The organism is Leptothoe sp. PORK10 BA2 (genome assembly GCF_034932105.1).
Classification (GTDB): Bacteria; Cyanobacteriota; Cyanobacteriia; order Phormidesmidales; family Phormidesmidaceae; genus Leptothoe.
Genome location: NZ_JAYGIG010000124.1, coordinates 19,535 through 35,053, shown reverse-complemented (window position 1 = coordinate 35,053; position 15,519 = coordinate 19,535). Strand labels below are relative to the sequence as shown.

The following is a 15,519-nucleotide window of genomic DNA, read 5'->3' as shown; positions in this document are numbered from 1 at the left end:
TAACGATGTCGAATCAAGATAACTGATTCGGCATCACCCAAATCCAAATCCAAAAGGATTGATTATCCAAAAACATCAGACGCGTCTTCCCTAGAAAAGGCGCGTCTGATGTTTATTTTTTTGGCGTTGTTGAGCCTTGGGAGGATCCAGATTACGTATCCGAGTTTAGAACAGTAATCAACGCTAATTCCTTACGCTCATCGGCCATCAAGCCAATTTCAGCCCGAATATTAGGACCAAAGAAATTTTCAAATTTTTCGTGCTTTTCCTGCCAAGTATCCAGGGTGATATACGGAGAGTCAAACTCCAATACCAGAGCATAGGCACCATCCCGCAGTTCTTCCCGCAAACCACTGAGTACTGGCCGCTGCTTATCATTCGGACTCAGACCAAGGCGCTCCAGGGCAATATCCAGATGGGCATCTTGGCCGTAGCGATAGCGAGTGACATCTTTGCGCACCTGGTTCTGAGTTTGTGTAGCCGTCTTATCCCTAAGCTCAATCACCGTGTTACTGGGTGCTTGGCTGTAGGGCACGGGTTCTAACTCAGCCGCTCGCAACGCCGCTCCCCCCAGCAAAATCGGGATGCCATAGAAAAAGCCCACCAAGTTTAAGGTCGCCATATCCCTGAAATAGGCCACAAAGCCAACGATGGTCAGGATAGACCCGATTGATAGTAAAACACCACCGAGGGGAATTTTGCGTAGCATATGGATTGCAGTCTTAAGAAAAAAAGAGTGGTGAGAGATAATAAATAAACGTACTCAATCCATAGTAAAGGGATTTGACGTTGACCTCCGACCAAAACATAACGCCTGGGAACCCATGGGCTATTGTCCCTAGCCCCTAGCCTTATACCTGGCATTAGTCACCCAAATTTGCTTATTCTGAAATCTGTAGACGTTGAGAGGAGACCTGACCATGACCCTAGAAATGATTAAAACTCAAATTGAACAGATCAAATTAAAACGTAATTCCCTGCTTCAGCTGCTAGAACAACCTAACCTCGGTACATTGAGAATCGACGTTAATCAGGCCCTGGAGGAAATGGATGATTTGCTCGACGAATTTGAGCGGGTGTTCCAAGAAAAATCTCAGGCCTAGGATGACAATCCCCGTCCAATTGGTATCTGTTTCAGGCTAATCACGTTCCAGACTCTTTCCGTTTCAGACTCTTTCAAAAACATTTTTCAAAATAATCTGCGCCATGGCGACTTACTCTGTCGAAATTAATCATCAAGGGACTGTGCAAACCATCACTGTTGATGGCAGCCAAACGATTTTAGAAGCGGGCCATGCCGCTGGCATCGACCTGCCCACCTCCTGTGGTGCGGGGGTGTGCACCACCTGCGCTGCATTGGTGACTGAGGGCAGCGTATCCCAGGAAGATGGGATGGGGGTTAGTCAAGAGTTACAGGATAAAGGCTATGCCCTGCTGTGTGTGGCCTATGCCACCTCTGATCTCAAAATCGTGACGGAAAAGGAAGATGAAGTCTATCAGGCTCAGTTTGGTCAGTTTCAGGGGTAACTGTGTCTGAACACTGTATCTTTTACCCATGGCCATGCCCATGGGGCCATGGCCATGGTTGGAGAGTGGGAATGCCCAATGAATTAATTAGGTGATCAGAGTGGTCAATAACGCAGCAGCCGGTAGTGCGCGGCTGGCTACGAAGTTTGTGCGGATGACGGTGGAGCTAGGGGCTACGGGGGTGGAGCTGCGGCATCAGATTGAAACCCAGCTCCACGACTATGGTGAGCCCCTGCGGTGGGCAATTACGTCAGTGGATGGGTCTGTTGCCCATGTGGAGGCGGTGGTGACGTTGGGCGCTGCTGCCCAGCCATGAGGGTGAATGCTCCGCTCCCATCCTATGCCCGGCCCCACACCACGATGATGATTGTTCCTACCGGTGTGGGGGCTGCCATCGGTGGCTATGCCGGGGATGCATTGCCCGTGGCCCGTGCGATCGCACAGGTCACCGACCGTCTGATCACCCATCCCAATGTCCTCAACGGGGCCCAGCTTTATTGGCCCCTGCCCAATGCCTACTATGTGGAAGGCTATGGCCTAGACCAGTTCGCCGCCGGACATTGGCACCTGCAGCCGGTGCATCAAAACACCATCGGCTTGGTGTTAGACCAGGCTATGGAAGACGACTTGCGCTGGCGACACCTGCAGGCAGCCGATGCGGCCCGAGCCACCTTAGGTCTAGATATTCGCGGTTATGTCACCACCGACCAGCCTTTGGGGGTGCGTCTACAACAGGCCGAAGCCGCCACCTGGGGTACCCTAGACTGCCCTGACAGCCTATTGCGGGCCGTGGAACAGTTACTCCAGGCAGGCTGTACCGCCATTGCCGTGGTGGCCCGCTTTCCCGATGATGAGGACAGCGATGCCCTCACCGCCTACCGTCAGGGGGAGGGGGTGGACCCCCTAGCGGGGGCTGAAGCCGTCATTAGTCATCTGGTGGTGCGCCAGTTTCAGGTGCCCTGTGCCCATGCCCCCGCCCTACAACCCCTGCCCCTCGATCCCACCATTTCCCCCCGGTCTGCCGCCGAGGAACTGGGCTACACGTTTTTACCCTGTGTGTTGGCTGGGTTAAGTAAAGCCCCCCAGTTTATGCCTCAGGTTAGGGATACAAATCCTAGCAGCCTCTTCCCTGCCCAGACCTTTCCTGCCCAGGGTATCAGCGCCCAAGATGTGGATGCCCTGGTGGTGCCAGCCAGCGCCCTAGGGGGCAGTGCCGTCCTCAGCCTGAGTGGCACTGGTACCCAAATCATTGCCGTCCAAGACAACAGAACGGCCCTTAATGTGACGGCGGCGACCTTGGGCCTGAGGGTGGTCAGAGTAACGTCCTATCTGGAGGCCGTGGGTGCGATCGCAGCCCAGAGAGCGGGCATTGCCCTATCCTCATTAAGTCCCCACATCGCGCAGCTACAACCGCTAGCGGGCACCCAACTAAACGGGACACCGTAACGGCCCAGGTCTCTACAAAACTAGCTCCACAAAGCTAGGCCGCCAAAACCGAGCCCGACCCAGATCACGGTCCCTCCGTAAAAACCCCGATAAAATACGCTCTGGTAGTGCCCTTATCGGGCTAGGGCAATATGCCCTTAGGTTTCCATAAAGTTTATTTCAATATTCCTAAGATAAATGGGGAAATGCCCACTCCATACCCCCAGGTGATTATGCTAGGAGATTCTGTTAATTGGTATACCGCACATAATTATGGCTACTTTGAGCACACTACCCCGAGCAGACCGACCAACGGCGTGCCATATCCAGCGGGATGAAATTCTGGAGCTAAATTCTCCAGAACAGGCATGGCAAGTGCGTTCCGGCACGGTCGCCCTCTGTCGCACCGTGGATGGTATCCGCCGCTGCTTCTTTACCGCCCATGCCGGGGAGGTGATTTTTGGTATGTCCGGCCAGGAAAGTGGGTGGGTTGCGATCGCAATCGAACCCGCCGTCATCACCGCCATACCTTAAGTGCTATACCGTAGCGGTCTGCAATACCCCGATCATCTCATCCTCAGTTTTCCAAGCTTGGCCATCGAGGGCCATCTGCTCGATCAAGCTAGCCAACCGCAGGGCCTTCAGCGCCTGTTCACCACCCACAAAGGGTTGACCACCCCCGCGCGCGCAGTTAATAAAATGCTCTAACTCCGCGTGGAGTGGTTCAATATTGCTGGTATAAACCTTCTCAATCAGACCATCCTGGCGATACAGCACCTGCCCATAGTCGGTCATGGTGTTGGCCGTTGTCTGACGATGAATCAAAATCTCATTATTGAGAAAATCCGCCTCGGTCAGGGAGTTTTGGCAATGGGCGGCAATGCTCCGGATTTTACGATGGGTGACCTTGCTGGCGGTGAGGGTGGCCACAATACCATTGGCAAAACCCAAGGTAGCGGTCACATAGTCCAAATAGGGAGAATCCTCAGCGCGACTACCACTGGCCGTCAGCTTCACCACCGGAGCCGAAGCCAACTCCAGCAGCAGGTCAATGTCATGGATCATCAAATCCAGCACCACCGACACATCATTCGCCCGCTGGGAGTAGGGACTCATGCGTCGAGCTTCTAACGCCAGGAGTTTCTCAGTTTTGAGCACATTGTGGAGCTCCTGAAAGGCGGGATTAAAGCGCTCAATATGCCCCACCTGTAGGATGCAGTTGGCCTCTGCTGCTGCATTCACCAAGGACTCAGCCTCAGCAATATTAGCGGCGATGGGCTTTTCAATCAGCATGTGTATCCCTGCTTTCAAGCAGGCCATACCCACCGTGTGATGAAACCGGGTGGGCACGGCAATGCAAACCGCATCCACATATTTCAGCAGCTCGTCATATTCCTCAAAAAAACGCACCCCATACGTGCCCGCCGTAGACAGACCGCGCTCAACGTTAGTATCCGCGATGCCGACTAGCTGCACCTCTTTGATGCGACTAAGCACCCTAGCATGGTGTTGGCCCATATTGCCCACGCCAATAACACCAATGCGGAGCAAGTCTTCATGACTATCACTTGCGATTTGAGAATCTCGTTTTTGCACACCAGGGTCCCTCACACCAGAGAGTAAATTCCTCTCAAAATGACTTTACTTTGCTCAAAGTCAACCAGATATTACCACAGCAATCTCGCCTTCTTTGGTGGACTGCAACCCCATCGGGGCAATTACCCAACTAATTTTCAAACTAGTTTTACCAGCCTTTGCTATCCGGATTGTGGCCAGATTGGGCATGACTGCAGCAGGCACTGTGTCAATTTCCCGGCTGTCTACGGGAACTTCGACGACGTAGGGGTACCTGCTGACGCACAATTTGAATCTGCTCTAACTTAGGACCTTTAACCGCCTTGACCGTAAACACCAAATCCTCACCATAACTTAGCTGCTCCCCTGCCCTGGGGATTTTTTGTAGGGCGTGGATCAGAAATCCAGCCAGGGTTTGGTAGTCTTCCGTGGTAGGCAATTCCAACATAAATTGCTTATTGACCGCGTCAATTTCCATTTGAGCCGGGACCACCGCTGAGTAGTCATCGACATAAGCAATGTCCCCGGCCACCTCATCGGCTTCGCCAATCAGTTCAGCGGTGACATCGGCCCAAGTCACCAACCCCGCCGTGCCGCCATAGTTATCCACCACAATCAGCATGGAACGGTTTAACTGTTGCATGCGACTGAGTAAATCGCTGAGGGGTAAATCGGCCGGTACCACCCGGGCCGTCTTCATCCAAGCAGCAATGGGGGTAGTCAAGGTAAGCTCACCCTTGGCTAGGGGCTCAGCCATGGCCTTAAAGTCGAGAATGCCTTTGATATTGTCCAGGGAGTCACCGAGGAGCGGAAACTGGGAATAGCCGGTCTCAACCACCATATTGAGCAATGTCTGCCAGGTGGCGGTTTCTTCGAGACCGATGATTTGGGTGCGCGGCACCATAATGTCTTCTACGGTAAAGTCGCGGGTTTCAAAGACATTATTCAGAATTTCCCGTTCTTCTTGGTCCAAATCGAGCACGGCGGTGGGGGTGCTGATGATCATTTGCAGTTCGTCAGAGGTGAGCTGATTATCGAACTGCCGTTGCCCCTGTAGTCCGAGCAGCGTTAGAAACGCCTGGGTGGAGTGGTTTAACACCCACACCACCGGCGAAAATAGACGAGATACGGTGAGGCTGACCGGGCCTAGCAGGCGGGAGGTTTGTTCGGCATAACTACGGGCTAGGGACTTGGGGACCAGTTCCCCTAAAACAATTTGTAAATAGGCCAGGGTCCAAAAGGCCACCACAAGTGCGATCTCATGGGAAAAGGAGGTCAGGGGAATGGACCATTGCCGAAACCAATGACGAAATAGGAGCGCCAGGGTATCTTCCCCAATCCATCCCAGGGCCAAACTGGCCATGGTAATGCCAATTTGAGCAGTGGGGAGGAACTGCTCAATGCTTTGCTGTAAGCCTTGTACGGCTTGGGCCTGGAAATCACCCACGGCCGCCAGTTGATTAATGCGCGACCGGCGAACCGAAACGATGGAAAATTCCGCAGCCACGAAAAAAGCATTCAAACAAATCAAGCCCACGATCACCAAGAGGCGGATCGTGATGCCTGTAGCGCTGATGGGTAAAGAACCACTACCAACGGCATCTATGCCTTCCACAGTCACCGCCAGTCCCCTAAAAGGCAAAGTTTATTGATGGACGTTACTGATCCTCGGTGTGATTTCATCATCAAGCTGCTGATATATCGCGGACTCGGCTCCATTACTCAGTGGTCTCTAAACCGCCTTCGATGCGGGCCTTAACGTTTTTGAGGATATCCTCTTCTTTGAGCAGGACAAAGTCACTGGTTTGGCTAGTGCCTCGACTGGCCGTGGAAGCGCTGGCGGGTCGAGTTTCGGGCTGACGAATACCCGTGAGGGCCTGGCGCCCCAGTGAATATCCCCAGGAGGCGCTAACGATACCGGAGCCAAACATGGCAGCCAGCAGTATCAAGGTAAAGGCGATGGCTGGATTAATTCTCATGGGATCAGGGGATGGACTCGGTGTAGGTGGGGTTTATTCAGAAGCAGCGTAGCTTTAAAAACCTCAGCTCAAATATATCAAAAACTACCACTCAACTATTTTGAGTAGTTGGCTATGCTATAACGAATCTAACGATAAATACGCTTTCATCAAGCCAGGGTTGGCCGAGCGGATGAGGCAGCGAACTCATAATTCGCCCTAGGCAGGTTCAACTCCTGCACCCTGGATTATAAACCCCCGGAGTTTTAAAAACTCCGGGGGTTTTCAATCGGCAAGGGGCTTTAGCTTAGCGACTTGGTAAAGGGCCAAAGCTGCGTTCGGGAATCTAGCTTAGCGACTTGGCAGGGGGGCAAAGTTTAGTTCAGTGCCGATCGCCCGAGTGCCAGACTGGGCACTGGGCAAGCTTTGCAAGGAGGTGTAGTAGGGGCTGGCTAGATCAGGTACCCGAATAGTTGCCGTATTTTGCGTCTGCAGTAGCATTAGCTCGTTATAGGCTTCAAGAATGGCATCGCTGTTACGGTCTAGCTCTAGCTCAGGAAACGCTGAGCGGCCTGGTAATCCGAGGCCAAAGTAATGGGCCGTTTGCCGGAGACTGCTGCGATCTCTGGAATAATCACCACTTTCGGCGGTCATAACCTCGTCCATGGTTTCCAGCACAGTAGGTTCATCAAACGAGGCAGATTGAGCATTGGCACGGGTGGCCATTGCTGATAAGGTTGCGATCGCAACCACCGTACCGAGGACTAATCCCTTAAATGTCATGATGGTTCTTTTCCCTCACAATTTGGGGCATATGGTACCCCGGTCCATAAAAATCGATAAACTGGCTAAGCACTATTCTGCAGCTAATATCGGCAGTTGATAATGAAGCTGCCAAAAATTCAAGCAGAATTGCTTAACAAAAGTTGGACTCTATCTTATCTGTTTTACTAATTTTTGCAACGCTGCTTGGTCATATTAGTGCTAGAGCCTAGTTGACGATTCTTCTAAATTACCCACTGATCACGTGATATCCGCCATGACGTCCCCCGCGACCGCTGACCTCGCTGCTGACCTCGCTACGGTTAAGCAGCAGCTACTCGATTTAATTTGTACAGACGCCTACAAAGAAGGCGACTTTGTCCTGTCATCGGGCCAGCAGAGTACCTATTACATCAATGGCAAGCTCGTCACCCTCCATCCCCAAGGAGGACAGATGGTGGGTCGGGTAATGCTCGACTATTTAGACAGCAGCGTCGTGGGAGTGGGTGGACTCACCTTGGGGGCCGATCCCATTCTCACCGCTGTGAGTGTCGTAGCAGCCTATGAGCATCGCTCGATCACCCCGCTGATTGTGCGCAAAGAGGCCAAAGGTCACGGCACCCAAGCCTATATTGAAGGGCCAATTTTACCCGCTCAAAGCAACGTGGTGATTCTGGAAGATGTGGTCACCACCGGACAGTCTGCCATGCAGGCCATTGTGCGGTTACGGGATGCTGGCTACGCGGTGAATCAGGTGATTTCCCTAGTCGATCGGCAACAGGGGGGAGCAGAATACTACACCCGAGAAAATATCGATTTCAAGGCGGTTTACACCATCGACCAGATCCAAGCCCGCTGGAAAGAACTCCAAACAGCCTAGCCACCCCCCTATTCGGCTCCCTCCCCCTCTGCCTCAGGTGCCAGAACCATCGCTCCGTCCCCCGTAGGGCTTTTTAGTTGGGTCATTCATTCATCTGTACCTCCATTGTTTATGCAGACCCGTACAATGCTTTGACAGTCCATTCCTGGAGGAGATTTGCCTGTGTACAGAGTGTATGGAGATAGCCAGTCTGGCAACTGCTACAAAATCAAACTCCTCATGGCCCACCTAGCCATGGCCCATGAATGGATAGAGGTGGATATTTTGCAGGGAGACACGCGCACCCCTGATTTTCTCGCAAAGAATCCCAACGGCAAAATTCCAGTCCTAGAATTGCCCTCGGGTCAATGTCTTGCGGAATCCAATGCCATTCTCAACTATCTTGCCCAGGGCACTGACTATCTGCCTGAGGAGCGTTGGTTAAGGGCCAATGTGTTGCAATGGCAATTTTTTGAACAGTATAGCCATGAGCCCTACATCGCTGTGGCTCGCTTTATTGCCAAATATCTAGGCCTGCCGGAAGAACGGCGACAAGAATTTGAAGGCAAAAAAGCGGGGGGATATAGGGCACTAGATGTGATGGAAACTGCCCTAGCAAATCAGGCTTTTTTCGTGGGTTCCACCATGACCATTGCTGATATATCCCTGTATGCCTATACCCATGTCGCCCATGAGGGTGATTTTGAGCTGACCCATTATCCTGCGATTCAGGCTTGGCTACAGCGCATTGCCAACCATCCTCAGCACGTCACCATGGGGTAAACGGCGCGCATAGTGCATCTGATCGATCATGAGTAGGTTTTAGCCCGGAGCTGATCGTAGTTAAAAATTGGAGCCGTTTTATTTTGTTTGGCTAAGGCAGTCCACACTAAGGTGACAACGGTTGACGCCATCAGGGCTGCGGCAAAACTGTGCAGCAGATCGGCACTGCCAGGTACGGCGGCAAATAATGGGGAGAAGTCCGGTTTTGGGAAAAATAGCAGTCCGGCGACCATGCCCACCAGGGAGCTAACAAATGCATTTATCCCTGTCAGATGACGACTGTACAGGCCGTACAACACGGGGAACACGACTGCGGCACAGATTAAATCGGCCACAAAGAATAGATACAGTACGCTGTAGCCTTGGGAAGCTATTGCGATCGCAGGCACCCCCATCAACACCGTCAAAATTCGCGATATCTTCAGCACATTGGTGGCCGAGGGGTCGGGCAGTAGTCGCATCAAATCCAAGGTAAACACACTGGCCAGACCATTGAGCAGGGAGTCCAGACTGCTCATCACCAGCGCCAGGGCCAGAACAATCACTGTCACCAACACCCAGTTGGGCATTGCCAGCTGACTCAACACCCCAAACAAAGCGGTCTCGCCAATGATGTCGGGCTGCGTTGTGGCCAAAGGCACCGCCAACAAACCCAACATCCCCGCAATAAAGATCAGGGGCAAAATCACCACAGCTGACCCAAGAAAGGCGCGGCGCACAGTTCGGCTATCGCGACAGGCATAGACCCGTTGCCAGTTGCCCTGGTTAAACACCTCCGCCGCCACAATGGCGATGAGCAGCGTTGCCCCAAAGCGCAAACCACCAATATTACCCAGGGACAGTAACTCCGGTTGCTGGGCGGCAACAGCCCTAAAGGCATCGGCCCCGCCTAGAGCCATAACAATGGTTCCAGCGCATAGCAACAACAGGGGGACAATCACCACAAACTGCACCACATCGGTCAAGATGGTGGCACCCAAGCCCCCCACGGTGGTGTAGATAAACACCGCTATGATCACCACTAGGGCCGTCACCCCCAAGGGCACATCGGCCACCAGCTGGAGCACCTTGGCAATGGCCGTCAGTTCCGCCGTCAGGTAAATAAACATGTAAAACACAATCACCACTTCCACCAGCCAATACATGGGGTCGCCAAAGCGATGCTTGACATATTCATTCAGGGAATGGCCCTGGGGCATGAGATGGCGCAACCGGGGGCCCACCACAAAAAACAGGGCAACAGCCCCGGCGGACCCCAGGCAATAGCCCAAAATGGCCGACACCCCGCCAAAGGCCGACCCGGCCTCCTGGGGACTAAACAAAATCCAGGCCCCCAGGGCCGATGCCGTCACCGTCGCCAAGGCCGACCAACCACCTACCTGGTTGCGGTTGACCATATAGCTTTCTAAATCAATACTTTTCCGTCCGGCGTACAATACGCCAAACAAGGTAAATGCCGCGGTCGTAACCAGGGTCACGAGCAGCGCAATGGCTCCTATGGACACAGTCCTGCCTCATCGTGTTGGACAAATCACTAGGAGTCATGGAGCGGATTGTTTAGGGTTAATGATCTGTGATTAACAGACTTTTCCCTTTTCCTTTTCCCTCAGATTTCCCACGAACACGAATTAGCAATCGCCATCGACTAAATCGGCTGCTTCCCTACGCTGGCATTACCCAGAGTCAGGTTCCGAGGGTATAATCTCAGCCCATCATTGCGGGCACCCCTAGCTGTGTAGTTGATAGTATCACAGGAGGGCATGGGGGAGAATAGGCTAGAAACCAGGGGAGAATTTGGACAAATCCCATGGTACTTGCAATAGGAGAAGACTAGGGTTGAGCCGGTAAAGATTGGCGGATCAGATCAGTGATGGATTGGGTGACTAAATTGTTGCCGATGGGGCTCAGGTGGATGTGATCGCGGTAGAGACCTGCAGCGTCAGGGGCGGATTGAAACACGGCGAGAAAATCGATGTAGGGAATTTGTTGTTGTTCCACTAGGTCATCTACCCGTTGGCGGGCAATGATTTCATAGTCCCTGGGACCATCGAGAACTTCTCGCTTGAGGGGAGTCATGGCCAGCAGTAGCTGACCATCATGGGCGGCAACATATTTCTGGATATCTGCAATGGCCAGCAAGTTTTTGCCAATGCGATCGCCGGGTTCATTTTGAATCTCTTTCAGCCCTGGGATGGGTGGTTGTTTTTTAAATCGATTGGTCAGTTCTAAGAGGGCCAGTAACGGTTTCTTGTCAGGATAACTCCGATCTTTGCCCACCTGTAGGGGGCTAGGTTGGGTGCCAAAGAGGTCATCGGTGTTGATCACCAGCATGACTATTTGCGATTCGAAAATGCCAAACCGTTGGAGATAGGCCAACTCATTACGGGGACCCCAGGAGTTGGCAGATGCGTTGAGGACTTCGACCAGCTGGTGCGGGGATAGGGCGTTCTCTATGCGGGCTGACAAGGTGTCGGATTGATCGGTCCACCAGTTGCCATTGACGATGGAATCGCCCATGAGAAAAACCCGCAGGGTATTGGCTGCTGGCGATTTCTCAATGGCTTCGGTGCGCATGGAGTACTGGTTGATGATAATCAGATTGCCCAATCGTCGGATCCGTTGATTGGGGGCGAGCAGATACCCAATGTGCTCATCCGGGATGTAGAGGGGCGGGTTGCCCAAGCCTAATATCAGTCGCAGGGTCAGCTCGGTTAGTAGGACAACTACCAATAGGGCCAATGAGCCGACAATAAAAACTTTCACGGTTAGACCCTGTCCCCCAAAAACGAACCCCTTTTATAACTGAGTTAGTTCAATGATGTGGCCATCTGGATCACAAATGAATAGAGCGGTACGACCTGAGTCGCTGGGCTGCATGGGGATGCCTGCGGCGGTTAAATACTGTTTGACGGCGGCTAGATCTGCGATCGCAAAGGCCAAATGAGGGCGACGTCCCCACTTTTCCTCGGGCACTGGCATGTTATGGGTCCGCTCCGCTACAATCAAGTGAATTTGGGTGGGGCCTAACTGATACCAGGCTCCGGCAAAGTTTAGGGAGCGCTCAACCTTACTCAGACCTAGAACTGTTCCGTAAAAATGTTCAGCTGCTGCTAAATCTGAAACATTGATAGCGGCATGGAGCAGGGACTGTAACATCTCTTATTTCTCGTGTAACTACCTTATTGTATTGGGTGCATCGAGCCTAGGTTACATCAAACCTACTTGTTCAGATCTCAAAAATGTGACTCTTCGAACAACTTGGGTTTACTAATATTATCTGCATAGAACACCTTTGACGCCCCATGTCGGGTGATCAACGATATGCCAAAGCTATATTTCCTTGTATATTCCGGCTCCAATCTATGAGTACCCTCAGCCCTTTAAATATGGTTTCAGGATTAACCCAGTGTAAACCTCGGCTCTTAGTAGTGGACGATGAGCCCGATAATCTAGCCTTGCTGTACCGCACCTTTCGCCGTGATTATGAGGTGCTCAAGGCAGAGAGCGGTAGAAAAGCCCTAGATGTTTTGCAGCATGGCGGTGAGGTGGCAGTGATCATTTCCGATCAGCGCATGCCTGAAATGACGGGCACTGAATTTTTGAGTAAAACGGTCCCTGAATTTCCGGACACGATACGCATCATCCTCACCGGGTTTACGGATGTGGAGGATTTGGTGCAAGCCATTAATAACGGCCAAGTTTATCGCTACATTACTAAGCCCTGGGAGCCCGATACCCTCAGGAGTCTTGTGCAACAGGCGACCCAGACCTATGAGCTGCTTAAGCAAAGTAACCATGCCCTCTATGTTGCCGAGCGCCAGGCCAAGCTCATGGACCGAGTGGCCCAGCTGGCGACGATGGAGCTTTCCCTAGGCGATACACTCCAATTTATTGTTGATGGCTGGGGGCCAACCTTATCCACTAGCCTATGTGCCATTGAGATGCTAGGCGAGGAGGGCGGGAATACGACGGCTGTTTTCGGGGATTTGCAGGGACAACGTTTGGGGGATAATCCCCTGGTGCGCCGGGCGATCGCCACCTGGGCCATGCAGGCATTGCCCAATGTCGCCAGCGATCATGCCACCAGCAGCGGTACAGCATTGGATGGTCGCCCCCTTGACAGCCTCTATGCGGCCACGGCTACCCAAGCCCATTTGGTTATCCCGGTGATGTATCGGGGTTCTCTTTTGGCCGTGGTTTCTTTCCATTGGGCGCAAAGCTATGAAACCTTGGAAGATGTGGGTAATATCCTGACCACTGCCAGTGCTCAACTGGCTCAGGCTCTAGTGGCTCTCCGGTATTGAAAGGCTGGGGTGGAGCTGTGACTGAGTTAGAGCATGCATCTGAACTAGAGCAGTTAAACCATCGTGCAGATCGAATACCTGGGTTTAAAATGCTAAGCCGAGGCAGACTGAGTCCAGCGGCAGTATGATAGGGATCGCCTGTTTCCCCTTGCATTGGCGTATTGCGGTAACTGGGCACACTCGTCTGTAGGAAACGACTAATGGCCCAGGCCACCCGCGATGCCACCTATATTCGTGATTTATTTGACCGGATTGCCCCGGTTTATGATGATCTAAACCAGTCCCTCAGCTTGGGTTTCCACCGGGTTTGGAAGCAAATGGCGGTGGATTGGAGCGATGCCCAGGCAGGGATGAACGTTTTGGATGTGTGCTGCGGTAGTGGTGATTTAGCCCTGTTACTAGCCCGCCGGGTAGGAGTCCAGGGGCAGGTGACTGGGGCAGACTTTGCAGTGGAGCAGCTTGCGATCGCAGCCCAGCGTTCCGAGGTCAAAGGCTATACCAGCCGCACCCACTGGGTGGAGGCCGATGCCCTTCAATTACCCTTTGCAGCAGAGCAATTTGATGCCCTCACCATGGGCTACGGTCTGCGCAACCTCATCGATATTCCCCAAGGACTCCGGGAACTGCACCGAGTGCTAAAACCGGGGGCCAAAGCCGCCGTGCTCGACTTTCATCGGCCTAGCGCTGGCTGGGTGGAGCAGTTTCAGCAGTGGTATCTCAACACCATTGTGGTGCCAGCGGCGGAGCGCTGTGGCCTGACCGAAGAATATGCCTACATCGGTCCCAGTGTAGATCGCTTCCCCGTCGGCCCGGAACAGGTGGACCTGGCCCGGGCAGCAGGCTTTAACCAGGCGGTGCACTATCCCCTAGTGGGGGGGATGATGGGCATCCTGGTGGCGCAAAAATGAGTCCCCTTTCCCCCATGCTCCTGGGCGTACCGCCCATTGCCGGTGGCATCATTGGCTATTTCACCAATGATCTCGCCATCAAAATGCTGTTTCGGCCCTATCGGCCCATCCATCTCTTTGGCCGTCAGCTGCCCTTCACCCCAGGCCTGATTCCCAGCAACCAAAGCCGCCTAGCCAAGCGCATTGCCGATACGATCATGGGGTCCCTACTCACCCCAGAAGAATTGCAGCGCCTAGCCAAACGGTTACTCAAAACCGAGCGCATGCAGGCCGCCATTCGCTGGCTATTGGACCTGGCCCTGACCCAAACCCGAACCACTAACCAGGATAAAACGGCCCATATTCTAGGCAATATCCTCCAGGATATGTTGGGACAATCTCTACCCAAGATGCTTAAGGTGTGGGCTAGGGATGAAAACTTCCTGACGGAGCAGATTGACCATATTTTTGAGCAGGTGCTGTTGGACTTTCGGCTCAATGAGGGCCAAGCCCAGCAAATTTCAAAATGGGTGCGCCAAGGAATTTTGCCCCCTGACCGCCTGCGACGGCTGATGATTGATTTTCTGACCGATCGCAATATTAAGGTGATCGACGAAACCATGCGGGAAAAGACCAGTGGCACCTACTGGGTGGTGGCGAATATTCTTGGTGTGCGCAATGCCCTCACCCGGCTGCGCACCTATTGCCTGGACGAACCGATCAAGTGCAACAATCGCATTGCCGAACTGATTACCGCCCTCCGGGTGGAAAATCGGTTTCAAGAGTGGCTACAAAATTTCTCCCTGCAAGAGCTGCCCATTTCTACGGTGCAGCAGCTACGGGTAACCCTCAGGCAAACCATTCGCAGCTATTTGCAAACCGATGGCGTCCCCCTGCTCAAGGGCCTGAGTGACTCCATCAATTGGGAGGCAGTCGCCCAGCGGCTGCTGAAACGTCTCCAGAGTTCATCGGTGGTGATGGCTTCCCTGGACACCGCCAGTGAGGAGTTGGCCCTGATTTTAGAGCGCTATTTAGAGCAGGACCTGGAAAATATTGTCGCCAAGGCGATTCCGATTCTAGATATTGATCAAGTGATTACGGATCGCGTCAATGCCACATCGCCCCGGAACTTAGAGATGGCGGTGCAAGGTATTGTCCGCCATGAACTCCAGGCTATTGTTAATCTGGGGGGTATCCTCGGGTTTATCATCGGTCTGATGCAGACAGCCATTTTATTGTTTCAATCATAAATACCCCCATAAATACCCCAGGCGGACGTAGGGGCAGTGCCTTGTGAATACCCCAGGGACTGTGTCTAAACTCCCGCAGGGCCTTGTGCCTACCCCATCAAAAGCCTACCCATCAAAAAAAAGAGGCACCCACCAGGGGCACCCCTACGGAGATATTTAATCTTGAAACCCCTCTTAGGTCATTAACCA

At 52.9% G+C, this 15,519-nt stretch carries 18 protein-coding genes, 1 tRNA gene and 1 riboswitch; of the genes, 11 read left to right on the top strand and 8 right to left on the bottom strand.

The window, feature by feature from the left end; all coding sequences use genetic code 11:
• Positions 1-151 precede the first annotated feature (151 nt).
• On the bottom strand, positions 152-709 hold the full coding sequence (locus tag VB741_RS19690) for a DUF2854 domain-containing protein (RefSeq protein ID WP_323366907.1): 558 nt from the start codon (positions 707-709) through the stop codon (positions 152-154).
• Positions 710-920: 211 nt separating this feature from the next.
• On the opposite strand from VB741_RS19690, the gene VB741_RS19685 reads away from it, so the two are divergent.
• From VB741_RS19685 to VB741_RS19665, 5 genes are all read left to right on the top strand, one after another.
• Complete coding sequence (locus tag VB741_RS19685; protein ID WP_323366906.1) at positions 921-1,103, top strand: hypothetical protein; 183 nt, start codon at positions 921-923, stop codon at positions 1,101-1,103.
• A 103-nt stretch (positions 1,104-1,206) separates the two neighbouring features.
• On the top strand, positions 1,207-1,527 hold the full coding sequence (locus VB741_RS19680; RefSeq protein ID WP_323366905.1) for a 2Fe-2S iron-sulfur cluster-binding protein: 321 nt from the start codon (positions 1,207-1,209) through the stop codon (positions 1,525-1,527).
• Between the two features lie 100 nt (positions 1,528-1,627).
• Entirely contained in the window at positions 1,628-1,843 is a 216-nt protein-coding gene (locus VB741_RS19675; protein ID WP_323366904.1) for a hypothetical protein, read from the top strand.
• Between the two features lie 44 nt (positions 1,844-1,887).
• Entirely contained in the window at positions 1,888-2,973 is a 1,086-nt protein-coding gene (locus tag VB741_RS19670) for a DUF3326 domain-containing protein (RefSeq protein WP_323366903.1), read from the top strand.
• Positions 2,974-3,225: 252 nt separating this feature from the next.
• Entirely contained in the window at positions 3,226-3,486 is a 261-nt protein-coding gene (locus tag VB741_RS19665) for a hypothetical protein (RefSeq protein WP_323366902.1), read from the top strand.
• A 3-nt stretch (positions 3,487-3,489) separates the two neighbouring features.
• Here VB741_RS19665 and VB741_RS19660 read toward each other — a convergent pair whose 3' ends face one another.
• From VB741_RS19660 to VB741_RS19650, 3 genes are all read right to left on the bottom strand, one after another.
• Entirely contained in the window at positions 3,490-4,548 is a 1,059-nt protein-coding gene (locus VB741_RS19660; protein ID WP_323366901.1) for a Gfo/Idh/MocA family oxidoreductase, read from the bottom strand.
• 208 nt (positions 4,549-4,756) lie between these two features.
• Positions 4,757-6,169 carry a hemolysin family protein gene (locus VB741_RS19655; RefSeq protein ID WP_323366900.1) on the bottom strand — a complete coding sequence of 471 codons (1,413 nt, stop codon included), beginning with the start codon at positions 6,167-6,169 and terminating at the stop codon, positions 4,757-4,759.
• Positions 6,170-6,245: 76 nt separating this feature from the next.
• Positions 6,246-6,506 carry a hypothetical protein gene (locus tag VB741_RS19650; RefSeq protein ID WP_323366899.1) on the bottom strand — a complete coding sequence of 87 codons (261 nt, stop codon included), beginning with the start codon at positions 6,504-6,506 and terminating at the stop codon, positions 6,246-6,248.
• Positions 6,507-6,660: 154 nt separating this feature from the next.
• Here VB741_RS19650 and VB741_RS19645 point away from each other — a divergent pair.
• Positions 6,661-6,733 (top strand) — tRNA-Ile (locus tag VB741_RS19645).
• Positions 6,734-6,836: 103 nt separating this feature from the next.
• On the opposite strand, the gene VB741_RS19640 is transcribed toward VB741_RS19645, so the two are convergent.
• The gene (locus VB741_RS19640) at positions 6,837-7,268 is read right to left on the bottom strand and encodes a hypothetical protein (RefSeq protein ID WP_323366898.1); all 432 of its coding nucleotides are present in this window, start codon (positions 7,266-7,268) and stop codon (positions 6,837-6,839) included.
• A gap of 256 nt (positions 7,269-7,524) precedes the next feature.
• On the opposite strand from VB741_RS19640, the gene pyrE reads away from it, so the two are divergent.
• Positions 7,525-8,127, top strand: a complete 603-nt coding sequence (gene pyrE / locus VB741_RS19635; RefSeq protein ID WP_323366897.1) for an orotate phosphoribosyltransferase — start codon at positions 7,525-7,527, stop codon at positions 8,125-8,127.
• A 162-nt stretch (positions 8,128-8,289) separates the two neighbouring features.
• Positions 8,290-8,889 (top strand): glutathione S-transferase family protein, encoded by a 600-nt coding sequence (locus VB741_RS19630; protein WP_323366896.1) that lies wholly within the window; start codon positions 8,290-8,292, stop codon positions 8,887-8,889.
• Positions 8,890-8,915: 26 nt separating this feature from the next.
• Here VB741_RS19630 and VB741_RS19625 read toward each other — a convergent pair whose 3' ends face one another.
• From VB741_RS19625 to VB741_RS19615, 3 genes are all read right to left on the bottom strand, one after another.
• Positions 8,916-10,394 carry a sodium:solute symporter family transporter gene (locus tag VB741_RS19625; RefSeq protein ID WP_323366895.1) on the bottom strand — a complete coding sequence of 493 codons (1,479 nt, stop codon included), beginning with the start codon at positions 10,392-10,394 and terminating at the stop codon, positions 8,916-8,918.
• A 137-nt stretch (positions 10,395-10,531) separates the two neighbouring features.
• Positions 10,532-10,628: riboswitch (TPP riboswitch) on the bottom strand.
• A 91-nt stretch (positions 10,629-10,719) separates the two neighbouring features.
• Positions 10,720-11,652 carry an SGNH/GDSL hydrolase family protein gene (locus VB741_RS19620; protein ID WP_323366894.1) on the bottom strand — a complete coding sequence of 311 codons (933 nt, stop codon included), beginning with the start codon at positions 11,650-11,652 and terminating at the stop codon, positions 10,720-10,722.
• 33 nt (positions 11,653-11,685) lie between these two features.
• A complete protein-coding gene (locus VB741_RS19615; RefSeq protein ID WP_323366893.1) occupies positions 11,686-12,045 on the bottom strand; it encodes a VOC family protein in 360 nt (119 codons plus the stop codon).
• Positions 12,046-12,251: 206 nt separating this feature from the next.
• On the opposite strand from VB741_RS19615, the gene VB741_RS19610 reads away from it, so the two are divergent.
• The 3 genes from VB741_RS19610 (at position 12,252) to VB741_RS19600 (ending at position 15,330) form a co-directional block, all read left to right on the top strand.
• A complete protein-coding gene (locus VB741_RS19610) occupies positions 12,252-13,193 on the top strand; it encodes a response regulator (protein ID WP_323366892.1) in 942 nt (313 codons plus the stop codon).
• 200 nt (positions 13,194-13,393) lie between these two features.
• A complete protein-coding gene (ubiE, locus tag VB741_RS19605) occupies positions 13,394-14,101 on the top strand; it encodes a bifunctional demethylmenaquinone methyltransferase/2-methoxy-6-polyprenyl-1,4-benzoquinol methylase UbiE (protein ID WP_323366891.1) in 708 nt (235 codons plus the stop codon).
• Positions 14,098-15,330: a DUF445 domain-containing protein gene (locus VB741_RS19600; protein WP_323366890.1), complete on the top strand. Its 1,233-nt coding sequence runs from the start codon at positions 14,098-14,100 to the stop codon at positions 15,328-15,330. Before ubiE ends, VB741_RS19600 begins: the two co-directional genes overlap by 4 nt.
• The last annotated feature ends 189 nt before the right edge of the window (positions 15,331-15,519 follow it).